Below are 22334 nucleotides of genomic sequence, written 5' to 3'. Positions count from 1 at the left end.
AGAGGCGGACTCGCTTCCCGCCTCTCCCCCTCACCTTACGACACCGGGTCTCACGGCATGTATTGGCCGCCGTTGATGTCCAGGATCTGGCCGGTGATGTAGCCGCTGCAGGCGTGCGAGGCGAAGAACAGGAAGGTGGGGGCGCATTCCTCGGGGCGGCCGAAGCGGTTCATCGGGATGCCCAGCGAGATCTTCGCCTTGGTCGCGTCGTCCTTCTCGGCGTGGAAGGCCGTGTCGAAGGTGCCGGGCGACACGGTGTTGAAGCGGATGCCGTCCTTGGTGTGGAACGAGACCCAATTCTTCTGGATGTTGTGCAGCCACGCCTTGGACGCGCCGTACAAGCCGGCGCCGGGGCCGCCGCCGAGATAGCCGGCGACGGAGCCGACCAGGATCACCGACGCGGTGGTTCCGCTCGCCTGGGCCGAGGCCTTCAGGTGGGGCAGGGCGTGCTTGGTCACCATCAGGGCGGAGCGGGCGTTGAGGTCGGTCACGGCGTCGAAGAACGCGTCGTCGATCTCGTCCAGCGGCTTGCGGCCGACCAGACCGCCGGCGTTGTTGATCAGCACGTCGACGCCACCGAACTTCCCGACGAAGGCCGAGACCAAGTTGGCGCAGGCGGCGCTGGTCGAGACGTCGGCGGGGAAGAACGCGACCTCGCCGCCGGCACCTTGGGCCAGGTCGTTGAGCCGGGCCAGGGTGGCGTCGAGGTCGGCCGGAGCCTTGCGGCCGTTGAAACCTACCTTCGCGCCGGCGCGGGCGAAGGCCTCCACGGCGGCCAGGCCGATCCCCTGGGTCGAACCGGTGATCAGGACGCGCTTGCCCTTGAGGTCTTCGAACATGGCATTCATCCTCTTGCTTGGAAAATTTGGCTGGGTGTGTTCAGGCGGAGAGGCGGGGTTCCGCGATGCCCTGGGCGCCCGGATCGAACATCAGGACGCGGCCACCATGCGGGTCCTCGGCCAGATCCCCGGGCGTGCCGCGGCACAGCGAGGTCACCAGCATCGTCCGCAGGTCGGGACCGCCGAAGGCGCACATGGTGGGCTTCAGCATCGGCGTGCGGATCACGCGGTCCAGCGCGCCGTTGGGGGTGAAGCGCTTGATGGCGCCCTCATCCAGGCAGCAGATCCAATAGCAGCCGTCGGTGTCGATGGCGGCGCCATCGGGCCGCCCCGCCATGTCCCGCATGTCGACGAAGACGCGGCGGTCGCGCGGCGTGCCGGTCTCCGGGTCGTAATCCCAGGCCCAGACCATCCGGACGTCGCGGTGGGTGTCGGAGGCGTAGAGCGTGCGGCCATCCGGGCTGAAGGCGCTGCCGTTGGGGATGATCATGCCGTCGAGGCCGGCGACGGGGGCTCCGGCCTGGAGGCCGCTTCGCCGGCCATAGCGGTACCACCGGCCCGAGGAGTCGGCGAGGCCGATATCCATCACCATGGTCGAGACCCACAGCCGCCCCTGGCGGTCGCACCGACCGTCGTTGAAGCGCATGCCGGCCTTGGGATGGTTGACCGCGACGAGGCGGGTCATCGACGCCTCGCCTCCCTGGTCCGGCAGTTCGGCGTCGAAGATGCCGCTCTCGCAGCTCAGCACCGGGCCGCCGTCGGGACGCAGCACCATGCTGCCGATCCGTTCCGCCGCCCGCCATTGGCGGAGAACGCCGGAGCTTGGATCGAACCGCCGGATGCCGCCGCTCGGCACGTCGATCCAGGTCCATTGAGCGCTGTCAGCGTCCCAGACCGGGCTTTCGCCGGTGCCGTCGCGGAGCTCGGGGGCGATGATGGCGTCGAGCCCGATGGTCGTCTTGGTGGCGCTCAATGGCCTCGTCCCGGAGTGGCGTTGAGGGGAGGTTCGGCCGTTCCGCCGCCGGACTTCCGCAGGCCTCGCAGCAGCGGCACCAGCAGCGACAGCGCCGCGGCGGACAGCAGGACGACGGTGATCGGACGGGTGTAGAGGAAGTCGTAGCTGCCGTTGGACAGCGACAGCGCGCGCCGCAGGCTGGCCTCGGCCATCGGCCCCATGATCAGCGCCAGCACGACGGGCGATGCCGGGAAGTCCCACTTCTGCATGAAGTAGCCGACCACGCCGGCCGCCAGCATGATGCCGATGTCGAACATGCTGTTGTTGATCGCGTAGGTGCCGACGATGCACAGCGCCAGGATGACCGGGGTCAGCACCGACTTTGGCATCTGCAGGATGCGGCCCATGAAGCGCAGCGAGGCGAAGCCCATGAACAGCATCGCGACGTAGCAGAAGATCATGCCGGCGAACAGGGTGAAGACCAGGTCGGCGTGGTCCTGGAACAGCAGCGGACCGGGTTGCAGGCCTTGCAGCGTCAAGGCGCCCAGCATCACCGCCGTGACGGCGTCGCCGGGGATGCCCAGCGTCAGCATGGTCAGCAGCGCGCCGCCGGTGCAGCCGTTGGCTCCGGACTCGCAGGCGGCCACGGCCGACAGTTCGCCCTTGCCGAAGTTCTGCGGCGCCTTGCTGAAGCGCTTGGTCTCGTTGTAGGCGACATAGGCCGCGATGTCGGCTCCGGCGCCCGGGATGATGCCGATCAGGATGCCCAATCCGCTGGAGCGGAGGATCGTCACGATGACGCCGCGAAACGCGCTCCAGGGCGGGATGATGCGGCCCAGCGCCGTCTTCAGGGCGCCGCGGACCTCCGGCTCCTCCATCGACTTGAAGGCCTCGGCCGCCGCGAACAAGCCGATCATGACCGGGATGAATGGAACGGTGAACAGCTCGGTGTAGCCAGCCGTGAAGCGCGGGAAACCGCCCATCGGGTCGAGTCCGACCGTCGCGAGCAGCAGGCCAGCGAAGCCGGCGATCAGACCCTTGATCGGCGACGCGCCCGAGATGCTGGCGATGATGGTCAGGCCGAAGACGGCCAGCGCGAAGCTTTCCGACGCGCTGAACTCCAGCGCGAAGCCGGCCAGGATCCGCGCCATGAAGATCAGCACGATCACGCTGAGCAAACCACCCAGGAACGAAGACAGCGTCGCGGTGCCGAGCGCGATGCCGGCCTTGCCCTGCTTGGTCAGTTCGTAACCGTCGATCGCGGTGGCGGCCGCGGCGGGCGTGCCGGGGATCTTCAGCAGGATCGCCGGGATCGAGCCGCCATAGATACCGCCGAAGAACACGCCGGAGATCATCAGGAGGCCGGACAGCGGGTCCATGCCGAAGGTGAAGGGCAGCAGGATCGCCACACCCATGGTGGCCGTCAGGCCGGGCAGGGCGCCGATGACGATGCCCAGCGCCACGCCGATCAGGGCCAGCAGCAGGGCCATCGGCTGGTCGATCAGCGTCCGGGCGCCGTTGAGAAGCAGGTCTATCTCATGCATGTCGGCTCTCCGCCGGACGGAATGACGGGGTTCGGCTCATTCGAAGAGGCTCCCGACCGGCAACGGCACGCCCAGGGCGGTGGAGAAGGTCACGTGGATCAATCCGGTGATGACCACGGCCAGGACAGGGTTCCAGATCGGACTGCGCTGGCCCATCAGCCACATCACGCCGGCCACGAAGGGCAGCGTCGCGAGGGCGAAGCCGACATGGGTCATCGCGACCAGACAGGCGACCGCCGCCGCCATGCCGATCGCCACGGCGCCGTGGCTGGGGGAAGTGGCCGGTGGATCACCGCTGACGTCGATCGGTTTGCGAAGCGTCTGGATGGCCAGGATGCAGCACAGGACGATCAGCGCCACGGCGTAGACGATCGGGAAGCGGGCGGGACCGACATCGGTCGCCAGCATGGTCGCGGGGAAGTCCTGCGCCGTCACGATGGCGGCCACGGCGACCGCGATGACGAGCGCGCAGATCACCAGGGTCGCGAGCCGGTCGCGCGGACGCAAGCCGGCATCGCCGCCCTGGAGGGGGGCGTTGCTCATGGGTGGTTCTCCTCTGGGGTCGCCGCCGATATGGGAGTCCGGTCCGGGGGAGGAGGCGCCTGGGCTCACATCCCCTGGACCGTCATGGCCTTACTTGGCGAGACCGACCTGGGTCATCAGGGTCTTGAAGAAGGCGTCGTCCTTCTCCATCACGGCCTTGAACTCCGGACCGTCGGCATAGGCGTGGGTCAGGTTCATCTTGGCGAGTTGGTCCTTGAACGACTGCTCGTTGGCGGCGTCGCGGGACGCCTCGCGCAGTGCCGCCACGATCGGCTCCGGGGTCCGCTTGGGAACGACGATGCCGCGCCACGTCGCGATCGAGACGTCGATGCCCTTCTCCTTCAGGGTCGGAACGTCGGGGAAGGTCTTGGACCGCTCGTCCGCCATCACGGCCAGGATGCGCAGCTTGCCGGCGGCGACCTGGGAGAACACCTCCGCCGGGCTGACACCGACGGCCTCGATGTGGCCGCCGAGCAGGGCGGTCACGGCGGGGTTGGCGCCGTCATAGGGGATGTGGTTGAACTTGATGCCGGTCTGCTCGCCCAGCGCCTCGGCGGCCAGGTGCCAGATGGCGCCGGTGCCGGAGTTGCCGACGCGGACGGTGCCCGGATTGGCCTTGGCGTTGGCCAGGAACTCGTCGATCGTCTTGATCGGCGAGTCCGCGTTGACCGTGATCGCCGCGGGCTCGGCGTTCAACCGGGCGATCGGGGTGAAGTCGCCGACCGAGAAGCGGGCGACGCCCAGATGCGGCAGCATGGTGATCTCGACCGTACCCATGCCGATCTTGTAGCCATCGGGCCGGGCGGCCATGATCTCGCTCAACCCGACGGCGCCGCCGCCACCGGTCTTGTTGACCACGCCGATCGCCTTGGGCAGGTGCCGGTTGGCGGCGTCCGCGAAGGCGCGGGCCACCAGATCCGTGCCGCCGCCGGCGGCATAGGGGACGATCAGCTCGATCTGCTTGGTCGGGTACTCGGCGGCTTGGGCGGCTCCAGCCCAGAGACCGGCGGATACCAGCGCGCCAGCGCAGACTCGGGTCACGAAACGATACGCACTCATAAGCAATCTCTCCCGTTGGGACTTTTATTCCTGGAGCCAGGGATAGGGGTGGAAGGGAAGGGTTGGGGTTTACTGGTCAGGGTTTCGAACCCAGGGCCGCCCAGGCGGCGACGAACAGGTCCGCCCGTTCGACCAGCTGGGACAGCGGCATGCCGGGCGTGTAGAGCGCCGAGCCGAGCCCGAAGCCGGCGACGCCGGCCGCGCGGTATTCCCGCATGGTGTCGGGGGTGACGCCGCCGACCGGCAGCAGGCGCGTGGCCGGCGGCATCACCGCCCGCATCGCCTTGACGATACGCGGGCTGATCAGTTCGGCCGGGAACAGCTTCAGCGCGTCGGCCCCGGCCTTGAGCGCCGCGAAGGCCTCGGTTGGCGTCATGACGCCGGGCAGGCAGGCCATGCCGGCGGCCTTGGCGGCGCGGATCACCTCGGTGTCGGCGTGCGGCATCACCACGATGTCGGCGCCAATCCCCGCCAGCGTGCCGACCTGGTCGGTCGTCATGACCGTGCCGGCCCCGACGATCGCGTCGCGGGGCAGCAGGCGGCGGATCGCGGCGATGCTGTCGAATGGCGAGGGCGAGTTGAGCGGCACCTCGATCAGCCGGAAACCGCGGTCGTACAGCGCCTGGGCGGCGGGTTCGGCCTCCGGCGGGGTCAGCCCGCGCAGGATGGCGACCAGCGGCAGCGTGGCGAAGGCGGCGTCGAGCCGGGAGTTCAAGTCGGTGTCAGTCATGGGAGAGGACTCCAGCCTTTTGGGCGAACTGGAAGAGACCGCGCGGCGCCGTGTTTTCCAACTGGGCCGCGGGAACGGTGCCGATCGTCTCCAACGCCCTGACGTAGCGGCGGCACAACGCGCCGTCGCCGATCAGCAGCAAGGGGGTGTCGGCGGCTATGCTGTCGCGCATGTGGGCCAGACCGGAGACCAGCTCGCCGCCGATCAGCAGTCCGGACAGGTAGTCCTTGAGCACGTCCGGCGGCAGGCGCTTGGTCAATCCAAGCGTGCGGGCGGCGAAGATCTGGTGGCTCAGGTCGCCGGGCAAGCCTTCCCGCGCCAGTCGCACCCCCGCCACGAAGGCTTGGTCGGCCTCGGCGGCGTCGGCGGCGGGCGCCTCGGGCATCAGGCGGCCCAGGATGGAGTTGCGGCAAAGCACGGCGAACAGCTCGCCGGTCATGTAGGTGGCGAAGCGGGTGATCCTGCCGTCTTGGATCTGGACCCACTTGGAATGGGTGCCGGGCAGGGCGACGCAGGCGCGCTCGGCCAGCCAGGGGTGATCGGCCAGGGCTCCGGCGATCTGGATCTCCTCGCCGCGGATCACGTCCGGGTTGGCGTCGGGCGGGTCGAACAGCACGCCGGGGGCGATCAGCACGCGGACGCCGAGCCTGCTGTCCACCACGATGGCCTTATCGGCCAGGGTGGCGGTGTCGGCGGGACACCCGACATAGGGCGCCTCCGCCCAACCCTGCGCGCTGCCGACCATGCCACCGGCCACGATGGGAAGCTTGCCGTGGAGCGCCAGCCAGTCGCCGCAGATCCCGGCGAACGCCTGCTCGAAACCCTCCGGCCCTGGAACGGGCAGGTTCTGGATGCCGTGGGCGCTGGCGCGCTGGTCCAGCACGTCGCCCTTCGCGTCCATCAGGTATCCGCGCAGGCTGGAGGTGCCCCAGTCCAGCGCGATCAGGGCGGCGCCGGGCCGTCCCGGCGGCGTCAGGGTTTCCATCCCAGTTCCTTTGAAATAGCGTCGGCGCAGGCGCGCACCATCGGGCCAAGCTCCGCCATGCGGTCGTCCGGCATGTAGTGGATGGCGCTCGCCACGCTGATCGCCGCCACCACCTGGCCGCGCACGTCACGGATGGGGGCGCCGACGCAGCGGATGCCGATCTCGTTCTCCTCGAGGTCGAACGACCAGTCGCGCTCGACATAATTCGCCAGCCGCCGTTCGAATTCCGGCCAGGGCGCCAGCGGCGGACGGTCGGGCGACAGCGCGCTGAACTCCGCCGCGCGGTCGTACAACCGGCGCCACTGATCGCGCGGCAACCCCAGCATCAGGCCCTTGCCAATCCCGGTGGACGCCACCGGCATGCGGAGGCCGACGCGCGAGCGCATCTCCAGCCCGCGGGTGCCGGGGATCTTGTCCAGGTAGAAGACCTCCGCGTCCTCCATCACGCCCAGATGGACCGTGTCACCGGTCCGCTGGGCCAGCGCCTCGATATGGGGGCGGGCGATCGCTACCAGGGGGCGGTGTTCCAGCGCCCGCATGCCAAGCTCGATCAGCTTGGGTCCGAGCAGGTAGCCCTTGTAGGGCACGTGATGGAGATACCGTTCCGCGACCAGGCTGTTGAGCATCCGGTGCGTCGTGCTGCGCGGCGTTCCCAACCGCGCGGCTATGCCTTTGACATCGCCAATCCCTTCCGCGACGCATTCGAGCAGGGCCAAGCCCCGCAGCAGCGTCTGCGTGCCGTTTCCTTGGTGCCGTTCCGGTGGCTCTGGTTGATCCAGCGCACCTGCGTGGTCGCCCTTCATCGTGGTGATCCGTTCCCGCATACCCTGGTCATCATGTTATGAAACTAAATGGCAATGTGTCAAATAGATTCATATGTGTCCACATAGTGGGACATTTTTTGCGAGTGTGTGGAGGTGACGGTTGTTCAACCGTGATCCGGCCATAACTAGGCATCCAGATCGAAGACACTGGGAGAGACGATATGCGCGCGGTTTCCCTATCCTTCGCGGCATCCCTCATGGGGACCGCCTTGACCACCACGGCGCTGACCGGCGTGGCGCCGGCGTTCGCCGCCGACACCAGCTTCAAGACGGAGAAGGCCGAGATCCAGGTCACCACCGTCGCCGACGGCCTGTCGAACCCCTGGGGGCTGGCGTTCCTGCCCGACGGCGGCATGCTGGTGACGGAGAAGCGGGGCAACCTGCGGCTGGTATCCTCCGACGGAACGGTGTCGGAGCCAATCACGGGGGTACCCGCCGTGGACGCCCGCGGACAGGGCGGCTTGCTGGACGTGGCGCTCGATCCGCAATTCCAACGGAACCGTCTGGTCTACCTGAGCTTCTCCGAGGCCGGGGAGGGCGGCAACTCGACCGCGGTCGCGCGCGGCGTCCTGAGCAATTCCGGCGACGCGCTGTCGGAAGTCCAGGTCATCTTCTCGCAGAAGCCGAAGCTGCCGAGCACCAAGCATTTCGGCTCGCGGCTGGTGTTCGACGACCAAGGTTTCCTGTTCATCGGGCTGGGCGAGCGGTCGGAGCAGCGGTTCCGCGGCCAAGCGCAGGACCTGAACTCCCATCTGGGCAAGGTGATCCGCATCCGCCCCGACGGTTCGGTGCCCAAGGACAACCCATTCGTGAACCAGCAAGGCGCCTTGCCCGAGATCTGGTCCTATGGCCACCGCAACATCCAGGGAGCGGCGCTCAATCCACGGACCGGCGCGCTATGGGTTAACGAGCATGGACCCAAGGGCGGCGACGAGATCAACATCCCCGAAGCCGGCAAGAACTATGGCTGGCCGGTGGTGTCGTACGGCGTCGAATACAGTGGAGCCCCGGTCGGCACCGGCAAGCAGACCGCCGAAGGCATGGCGGAGCCGGTTCATCACTGGACTCCGGTGATCGGTTCCTCCGGCATGGCGTTCTACACCGGGACGGCGTTCCCGGCATGGCGGGGCAGCGTCTTCAACGGCGGTTTGGCGACCGAGGAACTGGTCCGGCTGGAGTTGGATGGCGACCGCGTCGTCCACGAGGAGCGGATGCTGTCCGATTTGGGGCAAAGGATTCGCGCCGTCGAGCAGGGGCCCGACGGCGCGCTGTACCTTCTGACCGATGAATCGGATGGCGAGATCCTGCGGATCCATCCCGCCGAGGGATGACGCGCCGCTCGGTCAAGCCGCCCTGATGGACCGCAGGAAGCTGCCGACTTCCCGCTGAAGGGCGGTGGACTGGCCACTGAGCTGGCCCGCCGCGTCCTTGATGATCAGCACGGACCTGCTGGTTTCGGACGACGCCGAGGTCACACCCGCGATGTTCGTCGCCACCTCCTGGGTCCCGGACGCCGCCTGTTCGACATTGCGGGCGATCTCCTGGGTGGCGGCGGCCTGTTCCTCGACGGCGGCGGCGATCAGCGAGCAGATCTCGTCCATGTCGGTGATGGTGCCCAGAACGCCGCGGATCGCGGCGACCGCCCCCTGGGTGGCGTTCTGGATCTCGTCGACCTGCCCCTTGATGTCGCCGGTGGCGCGCGCCGTCTGGGTGGCCAGCGCCTTGACCTCGTTGGCGACCACGGCGAAGCCCTTGCCCGCCTCGCCGGCCCGGGCCGCCTCGATCGTGGCGTTCAGGGCCAGCAGGTTGGTCTGGTTGGCGATGTCGCTGATCAGGCTGACCACGGCCCCGATGCTCTCCGCCGCGGTGGACAGGGTGGCCAGCAACTGGCTGGTCCTCTCGCCGTCGGCGACGGCGCGGCGCGACGTGTCGGACGAGCGGGTGACCTGCAGGGTGATCTCCTGGATCGACTTGGACAGTTCCTCCGCGGCCGCCGCGACGGTTTGGACGTTCTGGCTGGCCTGTTCGGCGGCGGCCGCCACGGCGATCGCCTGACGGCTGGTCTCCTCGGCGGCGGCCGACATGGTCTCGGAGGTCGCTCCCAGATCGTCGGCCTGACCACTTACCGACTCGACGATGCCGACGACCGATCCGCGGAAGCTCTCGGCCAGCTTTTCCATCTGGCGGTCGTGGGTGGCCTTGTTCTCTTCGATATAGATCGAGATGGCCAGGTCCATGTCGAGCATGACCGCCTTGTTGAGCGCCGACAACAGATCGGACAGCTTCGCCCGGGCGACTTCCGGCCGCCACCGGTTGCTGAACCGCTTGGTCGCGGCGTCATACAAGTGGTTGATGGTGAAGGCGTAGCCGCCGATGTACCAGCGCGGCTCCAGGCCGATCCTGCTGTGGGTCAGCCCGATGCGCTTGACGGAGGCGAAGTACGCCGCGTCGAAATTGCCGGAGAACAGGTTCAGCCAATGGACCTCCTGAGCCGAGCGCGCGTGTTCGATCCTGGCCTCGCTCGAGAACATGCCGCGCAGCTCCGGGAAGCCTTGTATGTGCTTGTAGAAAGCTTTCAATATCGGAGGCAGCAGTTCTTTCAGCTCGGGGGCGAATTCTTTCAGCGTCGCGCGCGTCTTGACGTCGATTCCCAGGAAGTCCAAGCGTTGTGACTGGTCGTTTTCGCTTTCCTCACTCATCTCTCAATCTTCCTCGTTTTCGTCAAACCGCCACGCTAAGGCGTTAATCCCTACTCGCAGAAGGGGATCTTGCCTGCGGGAAAGGGTGATTTCGACATATCTTTAGGCCTAAAACGTGGTAGGAAACCAAGTTGTGGTTGTCATGATTTATTTGGCCCTCGGCTTAATGAAAAGATTTCAAAAACTGAAAACAATCTTTCCGGTATGCCGATACAGGCTTCGGGCAGGCGATTACCGGCTCCGCGTACAGGCCATGGCGCGAGTTGATCGATTTGCTTAGGAGGGGGAGGCGGGAAACGCCACCTCCGTTCGAAATGCCCGGCTTTTCCACGGACGACCCTCTCCCTCGTGTCATCGCCCGCCATGGCTTGACCCAGCCCTTGCGGGATGCTCAACCTCACCTTTGGCCGGATTTCCCGGCCCGGACAGCGGCCGGCTTCCTGCTCCTGGCAAGGGCTTGGTCCTGATAACGGAGTGCCTCGATGGCTGACGACAGGGAAGCCGCGAGCGACCCGGAGGGCGACGACCCCCACGCGATCCACGAGATCGCCCGCCACCATCCCGACTGCGTGACCTTGGCCGACGCTGGCATCGCGCGCGTCGAGATGGCGGAGTCGAAGGGACTGACCGCCCTGGGGCTGCCGTTGCCCAAGGGCAAGCGCGATCTTCTGGTTCCGATCGAGCGGCGCGACAGCATCGTCCGGGAGATCCAGGGCCACCTCGACCGCGCGAGGCGGCGCAACGCCTTGCTGGCCGCCGCGAGGCGCGCGCTCGACCCCGCGTCGCATGTCTCGCTCCATCCTGGCGACGGCCGCGACCGGGTGCGGCTGGTCATGACCGACGCCTTGCCGTGGGCCGGCATGGCCGAGCCGATCCGGTTCGCCGTGTCGCGCCAGATCGACGTCGACGAGTTCTTCGGAGTCGAGGACGACGCGCTCCGCGACCGCTTGATCGCCGATGGCGCGCTGGCCGAACGCCTGCACGCCGACGCGGGGCGACTGGCCGAGCGGCTGTGGCGCTACGCGGCGGATGCCGGTGCCGGTGGTGGTGATGACGACGGCTGGCCGTTCGAGACGCTGTGCGCCCGGCTTGGCCGGTCCGGCAGGGGCCAAACCGATGTCGACGAGATCCTGCGCCGGTGGGACCGGGAATACGACACTTGGCGCCGCGACCGCGCCGAGGCGCGCGGGCGAGCCTTCATCGACCGGCATTTCGATTTCTCACGGTTCGAGCGGCTGTTCCCGGTGGCACGTGGCATGGGACGGCGGCTGGTGCTGGTGGTGGGACCGACCAATTCCGGCAAGACCCACCGGGCGCTGGAGGCGTTGGGGAAGGCGTCGAGCGGGGTTTATCTGGCGCCCTTGCGCCTGCTGGCGCTGGAGGTGATGGACCGGTTGAACAAGGCCGGCACGCCGACCACCCTGCTGACCGGCGAGGAGGAGATCCGGGTGCCCGACGCCCGGCACATGGCCTCGACCGTCGAGATGCTCGACCCGGAGCGTCCGGTCGACGTCGCGGTGATCGACGAGATCCAGATGCTGGCCGATCCCGATCGCGGCTGGGCCTGGACCGCCGCCTTGATGGGCGTGCCTGCCGACACCGTCTATCTGCTGGGAGCGCCCGAGGCGCGTCCGCTGGTCGAGCGGGTGGCGGCCCATCTGGGCGAACCGTTGGAGATCGTCGAACTGGACCGCAAGGCGCCGTTGACCATGATCCCGCGGCGGCTGGAGTGGTCCGATGTCGAGGCTGGCGACGCCCTGATCGCCTTCTCACGCCGCGACGTCCACCTGATCCGCGACGCGGTCCACGCCCAGGGGCTGACCGCCGCCGTCCTGTATGGCGCGCTGGCGCCCGATGTCCGCCGGCGCGAGGCCGAACGCTTCCAGTCCGGGCTGGCCGATGTGGTCGTGGCGACGGACGCCATTGGCATGGGGCTGAACCTGCCGGTCCGCCGCGTCCTGTTCACGGCGCTGGAGAAGTTCGACGGGACCGCCGTCCGTCCCCTGTCTCCGGTCGAGATCCGCCAGATCGCCGGACGGGCGGGGCGCTACGGCCAGTTCGAGGCCGGTGAGTTCGGCGTGATCGCCCGCAACACCCCCCAGGCGCTGAGGACGCTGATGGAGCGCCCGGATGCCCGGCTGGGTGCCAAGGCGGCCCTGATCGTCCGACCCAACCGCGCCATGCTGGCCCGGCTTTCCGAATACAGCGGAACGACGTCCATGGCGACGTTGGTCGCTTGGTTCGCGGCGGCCAAAACCACGGGATCGCCCTACGCCATCGCCGATCTCGGCGCTTTGAAGCGACTCGCGGCGATCCTCGACGAGCGGACCCTGGCGTTCAAGGACAAGCTGGGCCTGCTGTTCATTCCAGCCGACTTGGACAAGGAGGCGGAACTTCGACTGTTCCACGCCATCCTCCAGTCGGTCGAATCGGGTGGGCGGATGCCGCTCGGCCATGTCGTGCCGAGCCGGATCGAGGGTTTGGATGATCAAGCGCTCGAAGACCTGTCGCGCGCCTGCGACTTGTACCATTGGGCCGCCCGGCGCTTCCCGGATCTGTTTCCAGACCGCGAGGCGGTGAGGGAGCGACGCGCCTCGCTGGGAGGACGCCTGGGCGAGATGCTGGCGTCGGGCGCGCGGCGTGAACGCAAGCCGTCCTCGCCCTCCAAACCATCCGGTAAACCCAAGCCGGGTTTTCGGGGCGCGCCACGCCAGCGCTTCGGTCCACGGCGCCGGTGACGGCAGGCCTGGAGCTTCATCCCCACGGCCGCGGGCGGCTTCCCCAAGGGCTGTCAACTATATTCCGCCGCGCTCGGGGATGTTCTCAAGGTGTTGTGGGAACGGCACACGAATACTGATTCTTCATTGGTTTCATCCCAAGTGAAACCTCAATGTTTTGCTTGACATCGGGAAAACGAACTTCTGCTTAAAAAATAGGCATTGGCGTGAAGGGGCAGGATTTCGGCGGGGTCGGCCCTGTCGGTCCACAGAGTTATCCCCAGATTTTGGGGATGAAAAATCAAGGCGCAGAGGAAGACAGAACGCCCTGGAAGAAGTTCGTGGGCTTAATATTTTCGACATAGGCAATTGGTTGGAGGATATGTCGGATAGTTCAACGCGCCACCATCGATCGAGCGGGAGACGACCATGGCGCGCATATCCCGTGGCGCGCACATGAATGGATGGCTTGGGCGTCATCAGACCCGCTCTGGACACTCCCGCGTCCTGGCCAGCGCTCCAAGCACGCTGCGCCAGATCTCCCGGCCTTCCCGATCACCGCGGGCGTCCGCGTCCTCTATCCGCGCCTCGGCCTGCAGCGCCGCCGAGCGTCCGTAGCGCCCGATCAGCAGGTTGGCGACCGCCCAATGCTCATGTTCCACCACCATGCGTCTCCCCACTCGTGTCGGCTCGCTGGATCCACCCGCTTGGTCCATTCGCTTTGGACAACACCCGATCGACGGGTCGATCCACCGGCTAACCCTTTTAAACAGGAGCCGGCACACCCTTATTCCATCCAACGATGGCGCATTTTCGCGTATCCCACGCGCGATTGGTCCGTCGGATCACCTGAATCACGCATATCACGGAGCCTTTCGACCCGATGAGTTGGATCGTCAGAATACTCGCACTCTCATTGATCGTCGGACTGGCCTTGTCCTTCTTCGACATCAATCCGATGGGCATCCTCAACGACACCTGGGACACCATCCAAGCCGTCGTCGGCCTGTTCACCCGCGTCGCGGAATGGGCGCTGCCCTATGTGCTGGTGGGGGCGGTCGTCGTGGTGCCGCTGGCGTTGATCGCCGCCTTGCTTCGCCACCTGCGCCGCCGTCCATGACGCGAGACATGGCTAATGCTGGTCAATGGTGACAAACTTGTGACGCGCCGGGTGCGCAGTGTCCGAAAAGGGATGGCGGGTTTAATTTACCCCTGCGACCGGAACAAGACCAACTCCGCGATGAGAGCCCATGGTGGAGATGGTCCGTTCGCATCCTCTACTCATCGCGCATTCGCCTCGGGTGACAGCTAGCCTGTCACCTCTTTTTTTGAGTTTTACTTGAGGCGGAAAAGAAAAGAGCCAGAGGTTCCGGAAGGATCCTCTGGCTTGAAGGCGATTACAGGGAGGGTTAGAGACAAGATCGTTTCTATAGCAGGCCCGCCCAAGGCACTTTGATCTAGATCAAACATCCGGCGGCTAGTTGGGCTTTTGCAAAAAAAGAATCCCTAATCATCCTTTCGTGACTCTTAACTTGCCTGCCGCCCCAGCCCGTGGAATCTTCTAGCCCTTTGATCCATACAGGCTTTCGGGATCGGCCTCGACTTGCAGGATGGTTTCGACCCCGCCGTCGCGCGCCGCGCGGTAGAAGCAGCTGCGTCGGCCGGTATGGCACGCGACGCCGGTCTGGTCGACCAGCGCCAGCACGGCGTCGCCGTCGCAGTCCACCCGAAGCTCCTTGAGGTGCTGGACCTGCCCCGACGTCTCGCCCTTGCGCCACAGCTTGCCGCGCGAGCGGGAGTAGTAGCAGACCCTGCCGGTCGCCAGTGTCTCCTCCAAGGCGGCCCGGTTCATCCAGGCCAGCATCAGGACATCGCCGGTATCGTGCTGCTGCGCCACCGCCGCGACCAGCCCATTGGCGTCGAAATTGACCAGATCGAGCAGGCTGGCTCCCGCCGTCACGCCGCTCACGACGCCGCCGCCAGGCGGGCGAGCCCACGCTCCAGGTCCGCGATCAGATCGCCGACATCCTCTAGACCGGCGTGCAGGCGGATCATTGGGCCGTCCGATTTCCAGCGCGTCGCCGTCCTCAGCTTCTCCGGATGGAACGGCAGGATCAGGCTCTCGTAGCCACCCCAGCTGTACCCCATGCCGAACAGCTCCATGCCATCCAGGAAGGCCGCGACCGCCTGGGCGGAATAAGGCTTCAGCTCCATCGCGAACAAGCCGCTGGCGCCGGTGAAGTCGCGCCGCCACAGCGCGTGGCCCGGATCGTCGGGCAGCGCCGGATGCAGGATGCGGGCGACCTCGGGCCGGTCCTTCAACCAACTCGCGAGTGCCAGGCCAGTCTCCTGGTGCTGGCGCAGGCGGGTTCCCATGGTGCGCAAGCCGCGCAGGCCGAGATAGAGGTCATCCGGTCCGGCGCAGGTGCCGAGCTGGACCGCGTTGGCCTTCAGCCGCTTCCATATCTCCTCCGAGCCGGTGGTGATGACGCCCAGCATCGCGTCGGAATGGCCGACCATGTATTTCGTCGCGGCGTGGACCGACAGGTCGACGCCATGGTCGAACGGTCGGAAGAACAGCGGCGTCGCCCAGGTGTTGTCGATCATCGTGATGGCGCCAGCCCGCTTGGCGACAGCCGCGATGGCCGGAACGTCCTGGACCTCGAAGGTCAGGGAGCCTGGTGATTCCAGGAAGACGACGCGGGTGTTGGGCCGCATCAGCCGTTCGATCCCGGCGCCGATCAGAGGATCGTAGAACTCCGCCTCGACACCCATCCGCCGTAGCATGTCGGAGCAGAACAGCCGGTTCGGGCCATAGATGCTGTCGGTCACGAGGATGTGGTCGCCAGCCGACACGAAGGCCAGCAGCGCCGTGGTGATGGCTCCCAGTCCCGACGGAGCGCTGACGGCCTTGAAGCCGCCCTCCAACTCGGCCACCGCCGATTCAAACGCTTGGGACGTCGGCGTCCCGATCCGGCCATAGCGGACGCCATCGAACGAATGGCCTGCTTCGTTCATCGCCGCCACCGTCGGGAACAGCACCGTCGACGCGTGATAGACCGGCGGGTTGACGATCCCATGGTTGCTTCGCGGATCGGAGCCGGCATGGGTCAGGATGGTGTCTGGTTTGGCGTTTTTCATGGCTGCTTGCTTGGAAGATGGGCAATTTTGACCCTGCCGGCCGGTCTTGGCTCATGACCGGCTTTGCGCGGGGCGGGAGGAAGGCGCAGTCTGGCATCGCGATGGGTTTCAGCCAACCTCGATCGAACATGCGCCGTCCGGGAGTGCCGCCAGCATGGCATCGGATGTCTCCGCTATCGATCGAACCGCCGCCGCGGCGTGGCGCAACCGGGGTCATGCGCTTTTGTGGGGGCAGCATCAATCAAATGCTATTCCATATGGCTCAAACATTGCTAGAACTTAGGTCGGGTGGCTGGACCGGTCTGGCCGCCCCACGCAGGCTCAAAGAAAACAGGGTAGGTCCAATGAAAACCAAGATCATCGCCGCGATCGGTACAGCGCTGGCAATCGCGTTCGGGGGCGGCGCGGCCTCCGCGGGACCCACGCTGAACGCCGTAAAGCAAAAGGGCTTCGTTCAGTGCGGCGTCAACACCGGCCTGCCCGGTTTCTCCAACCCGGACAGCCAGGGGAACTGGACGGGGCTGGACGTGGACGTCTGCCGCGCCGTGGCGGCCGCCATCTTCGGCGATGCCAAGGCGGTCCGATTCACGCCGCTCTCGGCCCAGCAGCGCTTCACCGCCCTGCAATCCGGCGAGATCGACATCCTGTCGCGCAACACGACCTGGACCTTGACCCGCGACACCTCGCTGGGCCTCAACTTCGCGCCCACGACCTTCTATGACGGCCAGGGCTTCATGGTGCCGAAGGCGCTCGGCGTCAAAAGCGCCACCGAACTGAACGGCGCCACCGTCTGCGTGCAGCCCGGCACCACCACCGAACTGAACCTCGCCGACTACTTCCGCGCCAAGGGCATGCAGTTCAACCCGGTCGTGATCGAGTCCTTCGACGAGGTCAACGCCGCGTTCTTTGCCGGCCGCTGCGACGTCTACACCACGGACGCCTCGGGCATGGCGTCGATCCGCTCCACCCTGGCCGCCAACCCGGACGACTACATCATCCTGCCCGAGCTGATCTCCAAGGAGCCGCTCGGCCCGGCGGTCCGCCATGGCGACGACGAGTTCTTCGACATCGTCAAGTGGGCCGTCTACGCCTCGATCGAGGCCGAGGAGAAGGGCATCAGCTCGGCCAACGTCGACGAGATGGTCAAGAGCCAGGACCCGACCGTGCAGCGCCTGCTGGGTTCCAACCCGGGCATGGGCCAAGCGCTCGGACTGGACGAGAAGTGGGCCTACAACATCGTCAAGCTGGTCGGCAACTACGGCGAGATCTTCGAGCGCAATGTCGGCGTCAAGACCTCGCTGAAGCTGGAGCGCGGGCCGAACGGCCTCTGGACCAACGGCGGTCTGATGTACGCCCCGCCGATCCGCTAACCGGAACGCCGGCCGCCGCGTGGTGTGGCGACACACCGGCGGGGCCGGCATTTCCGTCCGCGTTTCCGGCTCCCTTCGGGGCCGGGCTCCCGATCCGAGCGGGAGAAGGCAAGCGGAATAGGCCGACCGGAAAAGGCCAACCGGAAAAGGATTGAACCTTGGCAACATCGACCAGAAGTTCCGGGATGCCGGCCAACAAGGCGCCGCGGGGTTCGCTGATCAACGATCCGGCCGCACGGGCCATCTTCTTCCAAATCCTGGTTCTCGGCGGCGTCCTACTCCTCGGCTGGTATCTGGTCAGCAACGTGATGGAGAACCTGGCGCGGCAGAACATCGCGACGGGCTTCTCGTTCCTGGACCGCGAGGCGAGTTTCGCCATCGGCGAATCCATGATCGCCTATTCGCCGGCCAACAGCTACAGCCAGGCTTTGCTGGTCGGGTTCCTCAACACCATCAAGGTCGCGGTGCTGGGCATCATCCTGGCGACCGTCCTGGGCACCATCATCGGCATCGCCCGGCTGTCCAGCAACTTCCTGGTGGCCAAGCTCGCGTCGGCCTATGTCGAGGTGATCCGCAACATTCCCGTGCTGCTCCAGCTGTTCTTCTGGTACGCCGTGATCGGCGAGAGCCTGCCGGGACCGCGCGAGGCCCTGAACCCGCTTCCCGGCGTGTTCCTCAGCAACCGCGGCATGCGGGTTCCGGCGCTGGGTGACGATCCCATCTGGGTCTGGGTCGGCGTCGCCTTCCTGGTCGCGGTCGTCGCCGTATGGTTCGTGGCGCGCTGGGCCCGCAAGCGGCAGGAGGCGACCGGCCAGCAGTTCCACACCGTGCTGGCCTCCATCGGCATCCTGGTGGCCCTGCCGCTGCTGGCCTGGCTGCTGGGCGGTGCCCCGACGGCGCTCGACATCCCAGCGCTGCAGGGCTTCAACTTCCGCGGCGGCACCAGCGTCAGCCCGGAATTCGCGGCGCTTCTGCTGGGATTGGTGGTCTACACCGCCAGCTTCATCGCGGAGATCGTCCGCAGCGGCATCCGCTCGGTCAACTGGGGCCAGACGGAGGCCGCGTCGGCGCTGGGCCTGCACAGGGGCACCGTGCTCCGGCTGGTCGTGCTGCCGCAGGCGCTGCGCATCATCGTGCCGCCGACCACCAGCCAATACCTCAACCTGACCAAGAACAGCTCGCTGGCCGTAGCGATCGGCTATCCGGACCTCGTCAGCGTCGCCAACACGACGCTGAACCAGACGGGACAGGCGATCGAGGCGGTGTCGATCATGATGGCGGTCTACCTGACCATCAGTCTCGGCATCTCGCTGTTCATGAACTGGTACAACAAACGTATCGCCCTGGTGGAGCGCTGACATGGCAGATCACATCTCCGTCCAGGGCCATCCCGGCTCCGTCACCTCGACCGATGACCGCGAGACCGCCTCGGCCGTCGTGAAGCCGCCGGCACTGGCCCTCGGTCCCCTCGGCTGGGTCCGGGCGAACCTGTTCAACACCTGGTTCAACTCGATCCTGACGATCCTGATCCTGTGGCTCGCCTACAAGATCATCCCGCCGCTGGTCAACTGGCTGATCATCAACAGCGTCGGTCCGGGCGAGGGTGTCACCGCGCAGGCTTGCCGGGCATCGGGCGGGGCCTGCTGGGCCTTCATCCACGAGAAGTACCGGCTGATCCTGTTCGGCCTCTACCCCTACGAGGAACAGTGGCGGCCGATCGCGTCGATCCTGATCATCGTCGGCCTGCTGGGCGTCAGCTCGAACCGCAACTTCTGGAAGCCGTGGCTGCTGGCCGTGTGGGCGGCGGCGGCCGTGGTGATCGGCGTGCTGATGTGGGGCGGCGTGCTGGGATTGCCTTTCGTCCGCAACACGCTGTGGGGCGGTTTGCCGCTGACGCTGATCCTGTCGGTCGTCGGGCTGGTCGTGGCGTTCCCGCTGTCGATCCTGCTGGCGCTGGGCCGACGGTCCGACCTGCCGATCGTCAAGTCGCTATGCGTCACCTACATCGAGCTGATCCGCGGCGTGCCGCTGATCACCGTGCTGTTCATGGCGTCGGTGATGTTTCCGCTGTTCCTGCCGACCGGCGTCACCATCGACAAGCTGCTGCGGGCGCAGATCGGCCTGATCCTGTTCGCGTCGGCCTATCTGGCGGAGGTCATCCGCGGCGGCCTCCAGGCGATCCCCAAGGGGCAGTACGAGGCGGCCGACAGCCTTGGCCTGACCTATTGGCAGAAGACCCGCAAGATCATCCTGCCGCAGGCGCTGTCGATCACCATCCCGCCGCTGGTCAACACCTTCATCGGGTTCTTCAAGGACACCTCGCTGGTCATCATCATCGGCCTGTTCGACCTGATGAGCGCGTCCAAGGCGGCGCTGACCGATCCGGCGTGGCGCGGCTTCTACAAGGAGTCGTACCTGTTCGTGGCGGTGGTCTACTTCGCCTTCTGCTTCTTCATGTCGAAATACAGCCAGTGGCTGGAGAACGAACTGCATCGCGGCCACAAGCGGTGAGCGACCCACGGGTCCCGAAGGCCGCGCAATCACCGGGAGACGAGACATGAGCGACGTTAGACAGACGGTGGCGCCCCAGGTGGGCGACGACATCGCGGTCCAACTCAGCGACGTGCACAAGTGGTACGGCGAGTTCCACGTGCTGAAGGGCATCAACCTGACGGTCTCGCGCGGCGAGCGGATCGTCATCTGCGGCCCCTCCGGCTCGGGCAAGTCGACGCTGATCCGCTGCATCAACCGGTTGGAGGAGCACCAGCGCGGCAACATCGTGGTGGATGGTGTCGAACTGACCAACAACCTGAAGAACATCGATCAGGTCCGCCGCGATGTCGGAATGGTGTTCCAGCACTTCAACCTGTTCCCGCACCTGACCGTGCTGGAGAACTGCACGCTGGCGCCGATCTGGGTCCGCAAGATGCCGAAGGATCAGGCCGAGGCCGTCGCGATGAAGTACCTGGAGCGGGTCCGGATCCCCGATCAGGCGCGGAAGTATCCGGGTCAGCTCTCGGGCGGCCAGCAGCAGCGCGTCGCCATCGCGCGCTCGCTGTGCATGAACCCCAAGGTCATGCTGTTCGACGAGCCGACTTCCGCCCTCGATCCCGAGATGATCAAGGAGGTGCTCGACGTCATGATCGGCTTGGCGCGCGAGGGCATGACCATGCTGTGCGTGACCCACGAGATGGGCTTCGCCAAGACGGTAGCGAACCGCGTCATCTTCATGGACCGCGGCGAGATCGTCGAGCAGAACGCCCCGAACGAGTTCTTCAACAACCCGCAGTCGGAACGGACCAAACTGTTCCTAAGCCAGATCTTGGCTCACTGATTTGGCCCATGCCCACGCCCACGCCGTCGCGCCGGCGTGGGCGCCTCGGCTTCGGGAGCCTCGCTGGACGGCTCTGAGAGGTTGGCCCGCAGCCGTGTCAGCCCCTCGATCAACGCCTCACGCGCCGCGTCATCGAACCCTTTCAGGGCCTCGGCGTAGACCCCTTGCGCCAGTTCGCGCATGTGGCCAAGCACGCCCTTGGCTTTGTCGGTCATATGGACGCGGCGGATACGGCGGTCGGCGGGATCCGGCACCCGCGTGATCCAGCCGGCCTCCTCCATGCGGTCCAACTGCCGTCCAACCGTGATCGGCTCGACCTCCATCAGATCGGCGAGCCCCGCCTGATTGATCCCCTCACTTCGTGCCAAGTGCACCAGCACGTTCCACTGGGCGCGCGTCAGCCCCATGGCGCGGGCACGGTCATCGAACCGCCGCCGCAGCAAGCGGGCATTGTCGATCAGGAGGGCGCCGAGGGTGTTGGACGGGGGAGTGTTGGTCATGGGGACAGGATGATACCCCGGCTCACCGGTTCCAAGCGAGGCGGGAATGCGCGCGGATGGGACTTTGGGTCACTTGGTCGAGTGGGTATCGCGTTTGGTTTTCCATGGTACATTTAAATGGCTCGCCAAGGAGTCCACCGATGCGCACGCTTGATGACATTCTCGCCGAATTGAGAGCCCTGCAACCTGACTTAAGCCGCCGCTATCCCATACGCTCGATCGGCGTTTTTGGATCTTACGCGCGGGGCGAGCAGCGTGAGGACAGCGATTTGGACCTTCTTATCGAACTGGGCGATGATGTGGACTTGTTTGGCTACACCGGTCTCCAGCTCGAACTAAGCGACGCATTGGGTCTACCGGTTGATCTGGTTGAACGAGAGGCTCTGCGCCCCCGTCTCTCCGCCGCCGTTTTGGCTGAAGTCATTCCATTGTGAAGCACGATCCCATCGTCTGTATCGGCGATATGATCGATTATGCCCGCGACATCGGCACGTTCGTCGGTGGAATGGATGTTGAAGCGTTCACCGAGGATCGTAGAACCCAGTATGCCGTGCTGCGTGCCCTTGAGGTGATCGGCGAAGCGGCCAAACGTGTTTCACCGGAGACACAAAAGCTATTTCCCGAAATTCCGTGGCGCCAGATTATTGGCATGAGGAATGTCATCGCCCACGACTAACTTGGAATACGACTGTCGCGTATCTTCGAAACCGCGACGGTTTTCATCCCCAGACTTCATTCGGATCTTCTGAAGGTGACGGCCGAACTAAGACGGCTTTGACGCCCTGCGAGACGATCTCTCCTCCGCTCTGTTGTCAGGATCTTCGATTCTCGGATCCAACGCGGAGACCTCGAAATGAGTGACGGTTTGCAGGGACATTCGCCCACCGACGTGACCAAGCACCTCAAGGGGATCGATTTCCCCGCTGGCAAGCCGGATATCCTGAAGCACGCCAAGCAACAGGGTGCCGATCAGGGGGTGATCGAGTTGATCGACAAGATGCCCGATGGCCAGTACGAGACCATGGCCGATGTCATGAAGGGTGTCGGTAAAGGCTGAAGACCAACCTGGGGAGGCTTCCGTTGACGGACGCCAA

General features: G+C 66.0%; 23 protein-coding genes. 10 read left to right on the top strand and 13 right to left on the bottom strand.

The window, feature by feature from the left end:
* Positions 1-50: 50 nt before the first annotated feature.
* The 8 genes from N825_RS06540 to N825_RS06505 form a co-directional block, all read right to left on the bottom strand.
* A complete protein-coding gene (locus tag N825_RS06540; protein WP_037448444.1) occupies positions 51-839 on the bottom strand; it encodes an SDR family NAD(P)-dependent oxidoreductase in 789 nt (262 codons plus the stop codon).
* Positions 840-879: 40 nt separating this feature from the next.
* Complete coding sequence (locus N825_RS06535; protein WP_051511633.1) at positions 880-1812, bottom strand: SMP-30/gluconolactonase/LRE family protein; 933 nt, start codon at positions 1810-1812, stop codon at positions 880-882.
* Positions 1809-3338, bottom strand: a complete 1530-nt coding sequence (locus tag N825_RS06530; RefSeq protein WP_051511632.1) for a tripartite tricarboxylate transporter permease — start codon at positions 3336-3338, stop codon at positions 1809-1811. Before N825_RS06530 ends, N825_RS06535 begins: the two co-directional genes overlap by 4 nt.
* Before the next feature lie 36 nt (positions 3339-3374).
* Entirely contained in the window at positions 3375-3881 is a 507-nt protein-coding gene (locus tag N825_RS06525; RefSeq protein WP_051511631.1) for a tripartite tricarboxylate transporter TctB family protein, read from the bottom strand.
* 90 nt (positions 3882-3971) lie between these two features.
* Complete coding sequence (locus tag N825_RS06520) at positions 3972-4940, bottom strand: Bug family tripartite tricarboxylate transporter substrate binding protein (protein ID WP_037448441.1); 969 nt, start codon at positions 4938-4940, stop codon at positions 3972-3974.
* Positions 4941-5016: 76 nt separating this feature from the next.
* Positions 5017-5670, bottom strand: coding sequence for a 2-dehydro-3-deoxy-6-phosphogalactonate aldolase (locus N825_RS06515; RefSeq protein WP_037448438.1), 654 nt, complete (start codon positions 5668-5670; stop codon positions 5017-5019).
* Positions 5663-6655 (bottom strand): 2-dehydro-3-deoxygalactonokinase, encoded by a 993-nt coding sequence (locus N825_RS06510; RefSeq protein ID WP_037448435.1) that lies wholly within the window; start codon positions 6653-6655, stop codon positions 5663-5665. Before N825_RS06510 ends, N825_RS06515 begins: the two co-directional genes overlap by 8 nt.
* On the bottom strand, positions 6643-7458 hold the full coding sequence (locus N825_RS06505; protein WP_037448814.1) for an IclR family transcriptional regulator: 816 nt from the start codon (positions 7456-7458) through the stop codon (positions 6643-6645). Before N825_RS06505 ends, N825_RS06510 begins: the two co-directional genes overlap by 13 nt.
* A gap of 182 nt (positions 7459-7640) precedes the next feature.
* Here N825_RS06505 and N825_RS06500 point away from each other — a divergent pair, with 182 nt between their 5' ends.
* Positions 7641-8810, top strand: a complete 1170-nt coding sequence (locus tag N825_RS06500) for a PQQ-dependent sugar dehydrogenase (protein WP_037448431.1) — start codon at positions 7641-7643, stop codon at positions 8808-8810.
* Between the two features lie 12 nt (positions 8811-8822).
* On the opposite strand, the gene N825_RS06495 is transcribed toward N825_RS06500, so the two are convergent.
* On the bottom strand, positions 8823-10178 hold the full coding sequence (locus N825_RS06495) for a globin-coupled sensor protein (RefSeq protein WP_037448429.1): 1356 nt from the start codon (positions 10176-10178) through the stop codon (positions 8823-8825).
* A gap of 482 nt (positions 10179-10660) precedes the next feature.
* Here N825_RS06495 and N825_RS06490 point away from each other — a divergent pair, with 482 nt between their 5' ends.
* Positions 10661-12916 carry a helicase-related protein gene (locus N825_RS06490; protein ID WP_037448426.1) on the top strand — a complete coding sequence of 752 codons (2256 nt, stop codon included), beginning with the start codon at positions 10661-10663 and terminating at the stop codon, positions 12914-12916.
* Between the two features lie 458 nt (positions 12917-13374).
* Here N825_RS06490 and N825_RS06485 read toward each other — a convergent pair whose 3' ends face one another.
* Positions 13375-13563 (bottom strand): hypothetical protein, encoded by a 189-nt coding sequence (locus tag N825_RS06485; RefSeq protein WP_037448423.1) that lies wholly within the window; start codon positions 13561-13563, stop codon positions 13375-13377.
* 215 nt (positions 13564-13778) lie between these two features.
* On the opposite strand from N825_RS06485, the gene N825_RS06480 reads away from it, so the two are divergent.
* Positions 13779-14015, top strand: coding sequence for a hypothetical protein (locus tag N825_RS06480; RefSeq protein ID WP_037448420.1), 237 nt, complete (start codon positions 13779-13781; stop codon positions 14013-14015).
* Between the two features lie 441 nt (positions 14016-14456).
* Here N825_RS06480 and hisI read toward each other — a convergent pair whose 3' ends face one another.
* Complete coding sequence (gene hisI / locus N825_RS06475) at positions 14457-14864, bottom strand: phosphoribosyl-AMP cyclohydrolase (RefSeq protein WP_037448417.1); 408 nt, start codon at positions 14862-14864, stop codon at positions 14457-14459.
* The gene (gene metC, locus N825_RS06470; RefSeq protein WP_037448414.1) at positions 14861-16036 is read right to left on the bottom strand and encodes a cystathionine beta-lyase; all 1176 of its coding nucleotides are present in this window, start codon (positions 16034-16036) and stop codon (positions 14861-14863) included. The genes hisI and metC overlap by 4 nt, the downstream gene beginning before the upstream one ends.
* A 344-nt stretch (positions 16037-16380) precedes the next feature.
* On the opposite strand from metC, the gene N825_RS06465 reads away from it, so the two are divergent.
* The 4 genes from N825_RS06465 to N825_RS06450 all read left to right on the top strand — a co-directional run bounded on the left by N825_RS06465 (position 16381) and on the right by N825_RS06450 (position 20740).
* Positions 16381-17406 carry an amino acid ABC transporter substrate-binding protein gene (locus N825_RS06465; RefSeq protein ID WP_037448411.1) on the top strand — a complete coding sequence of 342 codons (1026 nt, stop codon included), beginning with the start codon at positions 16381-16383 and terminating at the stop codon, positions 17404-17406.
* A 185-nt stretch (positions 17407-17591) separates the two neighbouring features.
* On the top strand, positions 17592-18764 hold the full coding sequence (locus N825_RS06460) for an amino acid ABC transporter permease (protein ID WP_198038202.1): 1173 nt from the start codon (positions 17592-17594) through the stop codon (positions 18762-18764).
* Between the two features lies 1 nt (position 18765).
* Entirely contained in the window at positions 18766-19917 is a 1152-nt protein-coding gene (locus N825_RS06455) for an amino acid ABC transporter permease (protein ID WP_051511630.1), read from the top strand.
* 46 nt (positions 19918-19963) lie between these two features.
* Positions 19964-20740 (top strand): amino acid ABC transporter ATP-binding protein, encoded by a 777-nt coding sequence (locus N825_RS06450; protein ID WP_037448405.1) that lies wholly within the window; start codon positions 19964-19966, stop codon positions 20738-20740.
* Here the strand turns inward: N825_RS06450 and N825_RS06445 are convergent.
* Complete coding sequence (locus tag N825_RS06445) at positions 20734-21240, bottom strand: MarR family winged helix-turn-helix transcriptional regulator (RefSeq protein WP_051511629.1); 507 nt, start codon at positions 21238-21240, stop codon at positions 20734-20736. The two genes, N825_RS06450 and N825_RS06445, sit on opposite strands and share 7 nt — an antisense overlap.
* Before the next feature lie 140 nt (positions 21241-21380).
* Between N825_RS06445 and N825_RS06440 the strand changes: the two genes are divergently transcribed.
* From N825_RS06440 to N825_RS06430, 3 genes are all read left to right on the top strand, one after another.
* Positions 21381-21674, top strand: a complete 294-nt coding sequence (locus tag N825_RS06440; RefSeq protein ID WP_037448402.1) for a nucleotidyltransferase family protein — start codon at positions 21381-21383, stop codon at positions 21672-21674.
* Positions 21671-21916: a HepT-like ribonuclease domain-containing protein gene (locus N825_RS06435; RefSeq protein ID WP_051511628.1), complete on the top strand. Its 246-nt coding sequence runs from the start codon at positions 21671-21673 to the stop codon at positions 21914-21916. Before N825_RS06440 ends, N825_RS06435 begins: the two co-directional genes overlap by 4 nt.
* Positions 21917-22093: 177 nt before the next feature.
* Positions 22094-22297, top strand: a complete 204-nt coding sequence (locus N825_RS06430; protein ID WP_037448399.1) for a DUF2795 domain-containing protein — start codon at positions 22094-22096, stop codon at positions 22295-22297.
* The last annotated feature ends 37 nt before the right edge of the window (positions 22298-22334 follow it).

This window comes from Skermanella stibiiresistens SB22, assembly GCF_000576635.1.
GTDB lineage: Bacteria > Pseudomonadota > Alphaproteobacteria > Azospirillales > Azospirillaceae > Skermanella > Skermanella stibiiresistens.
The sequence above is the reverse complement of the archived record's forward strand: the minus strand, read 5'-3'. Positions and strand labels throughout refer to the sequence as shown.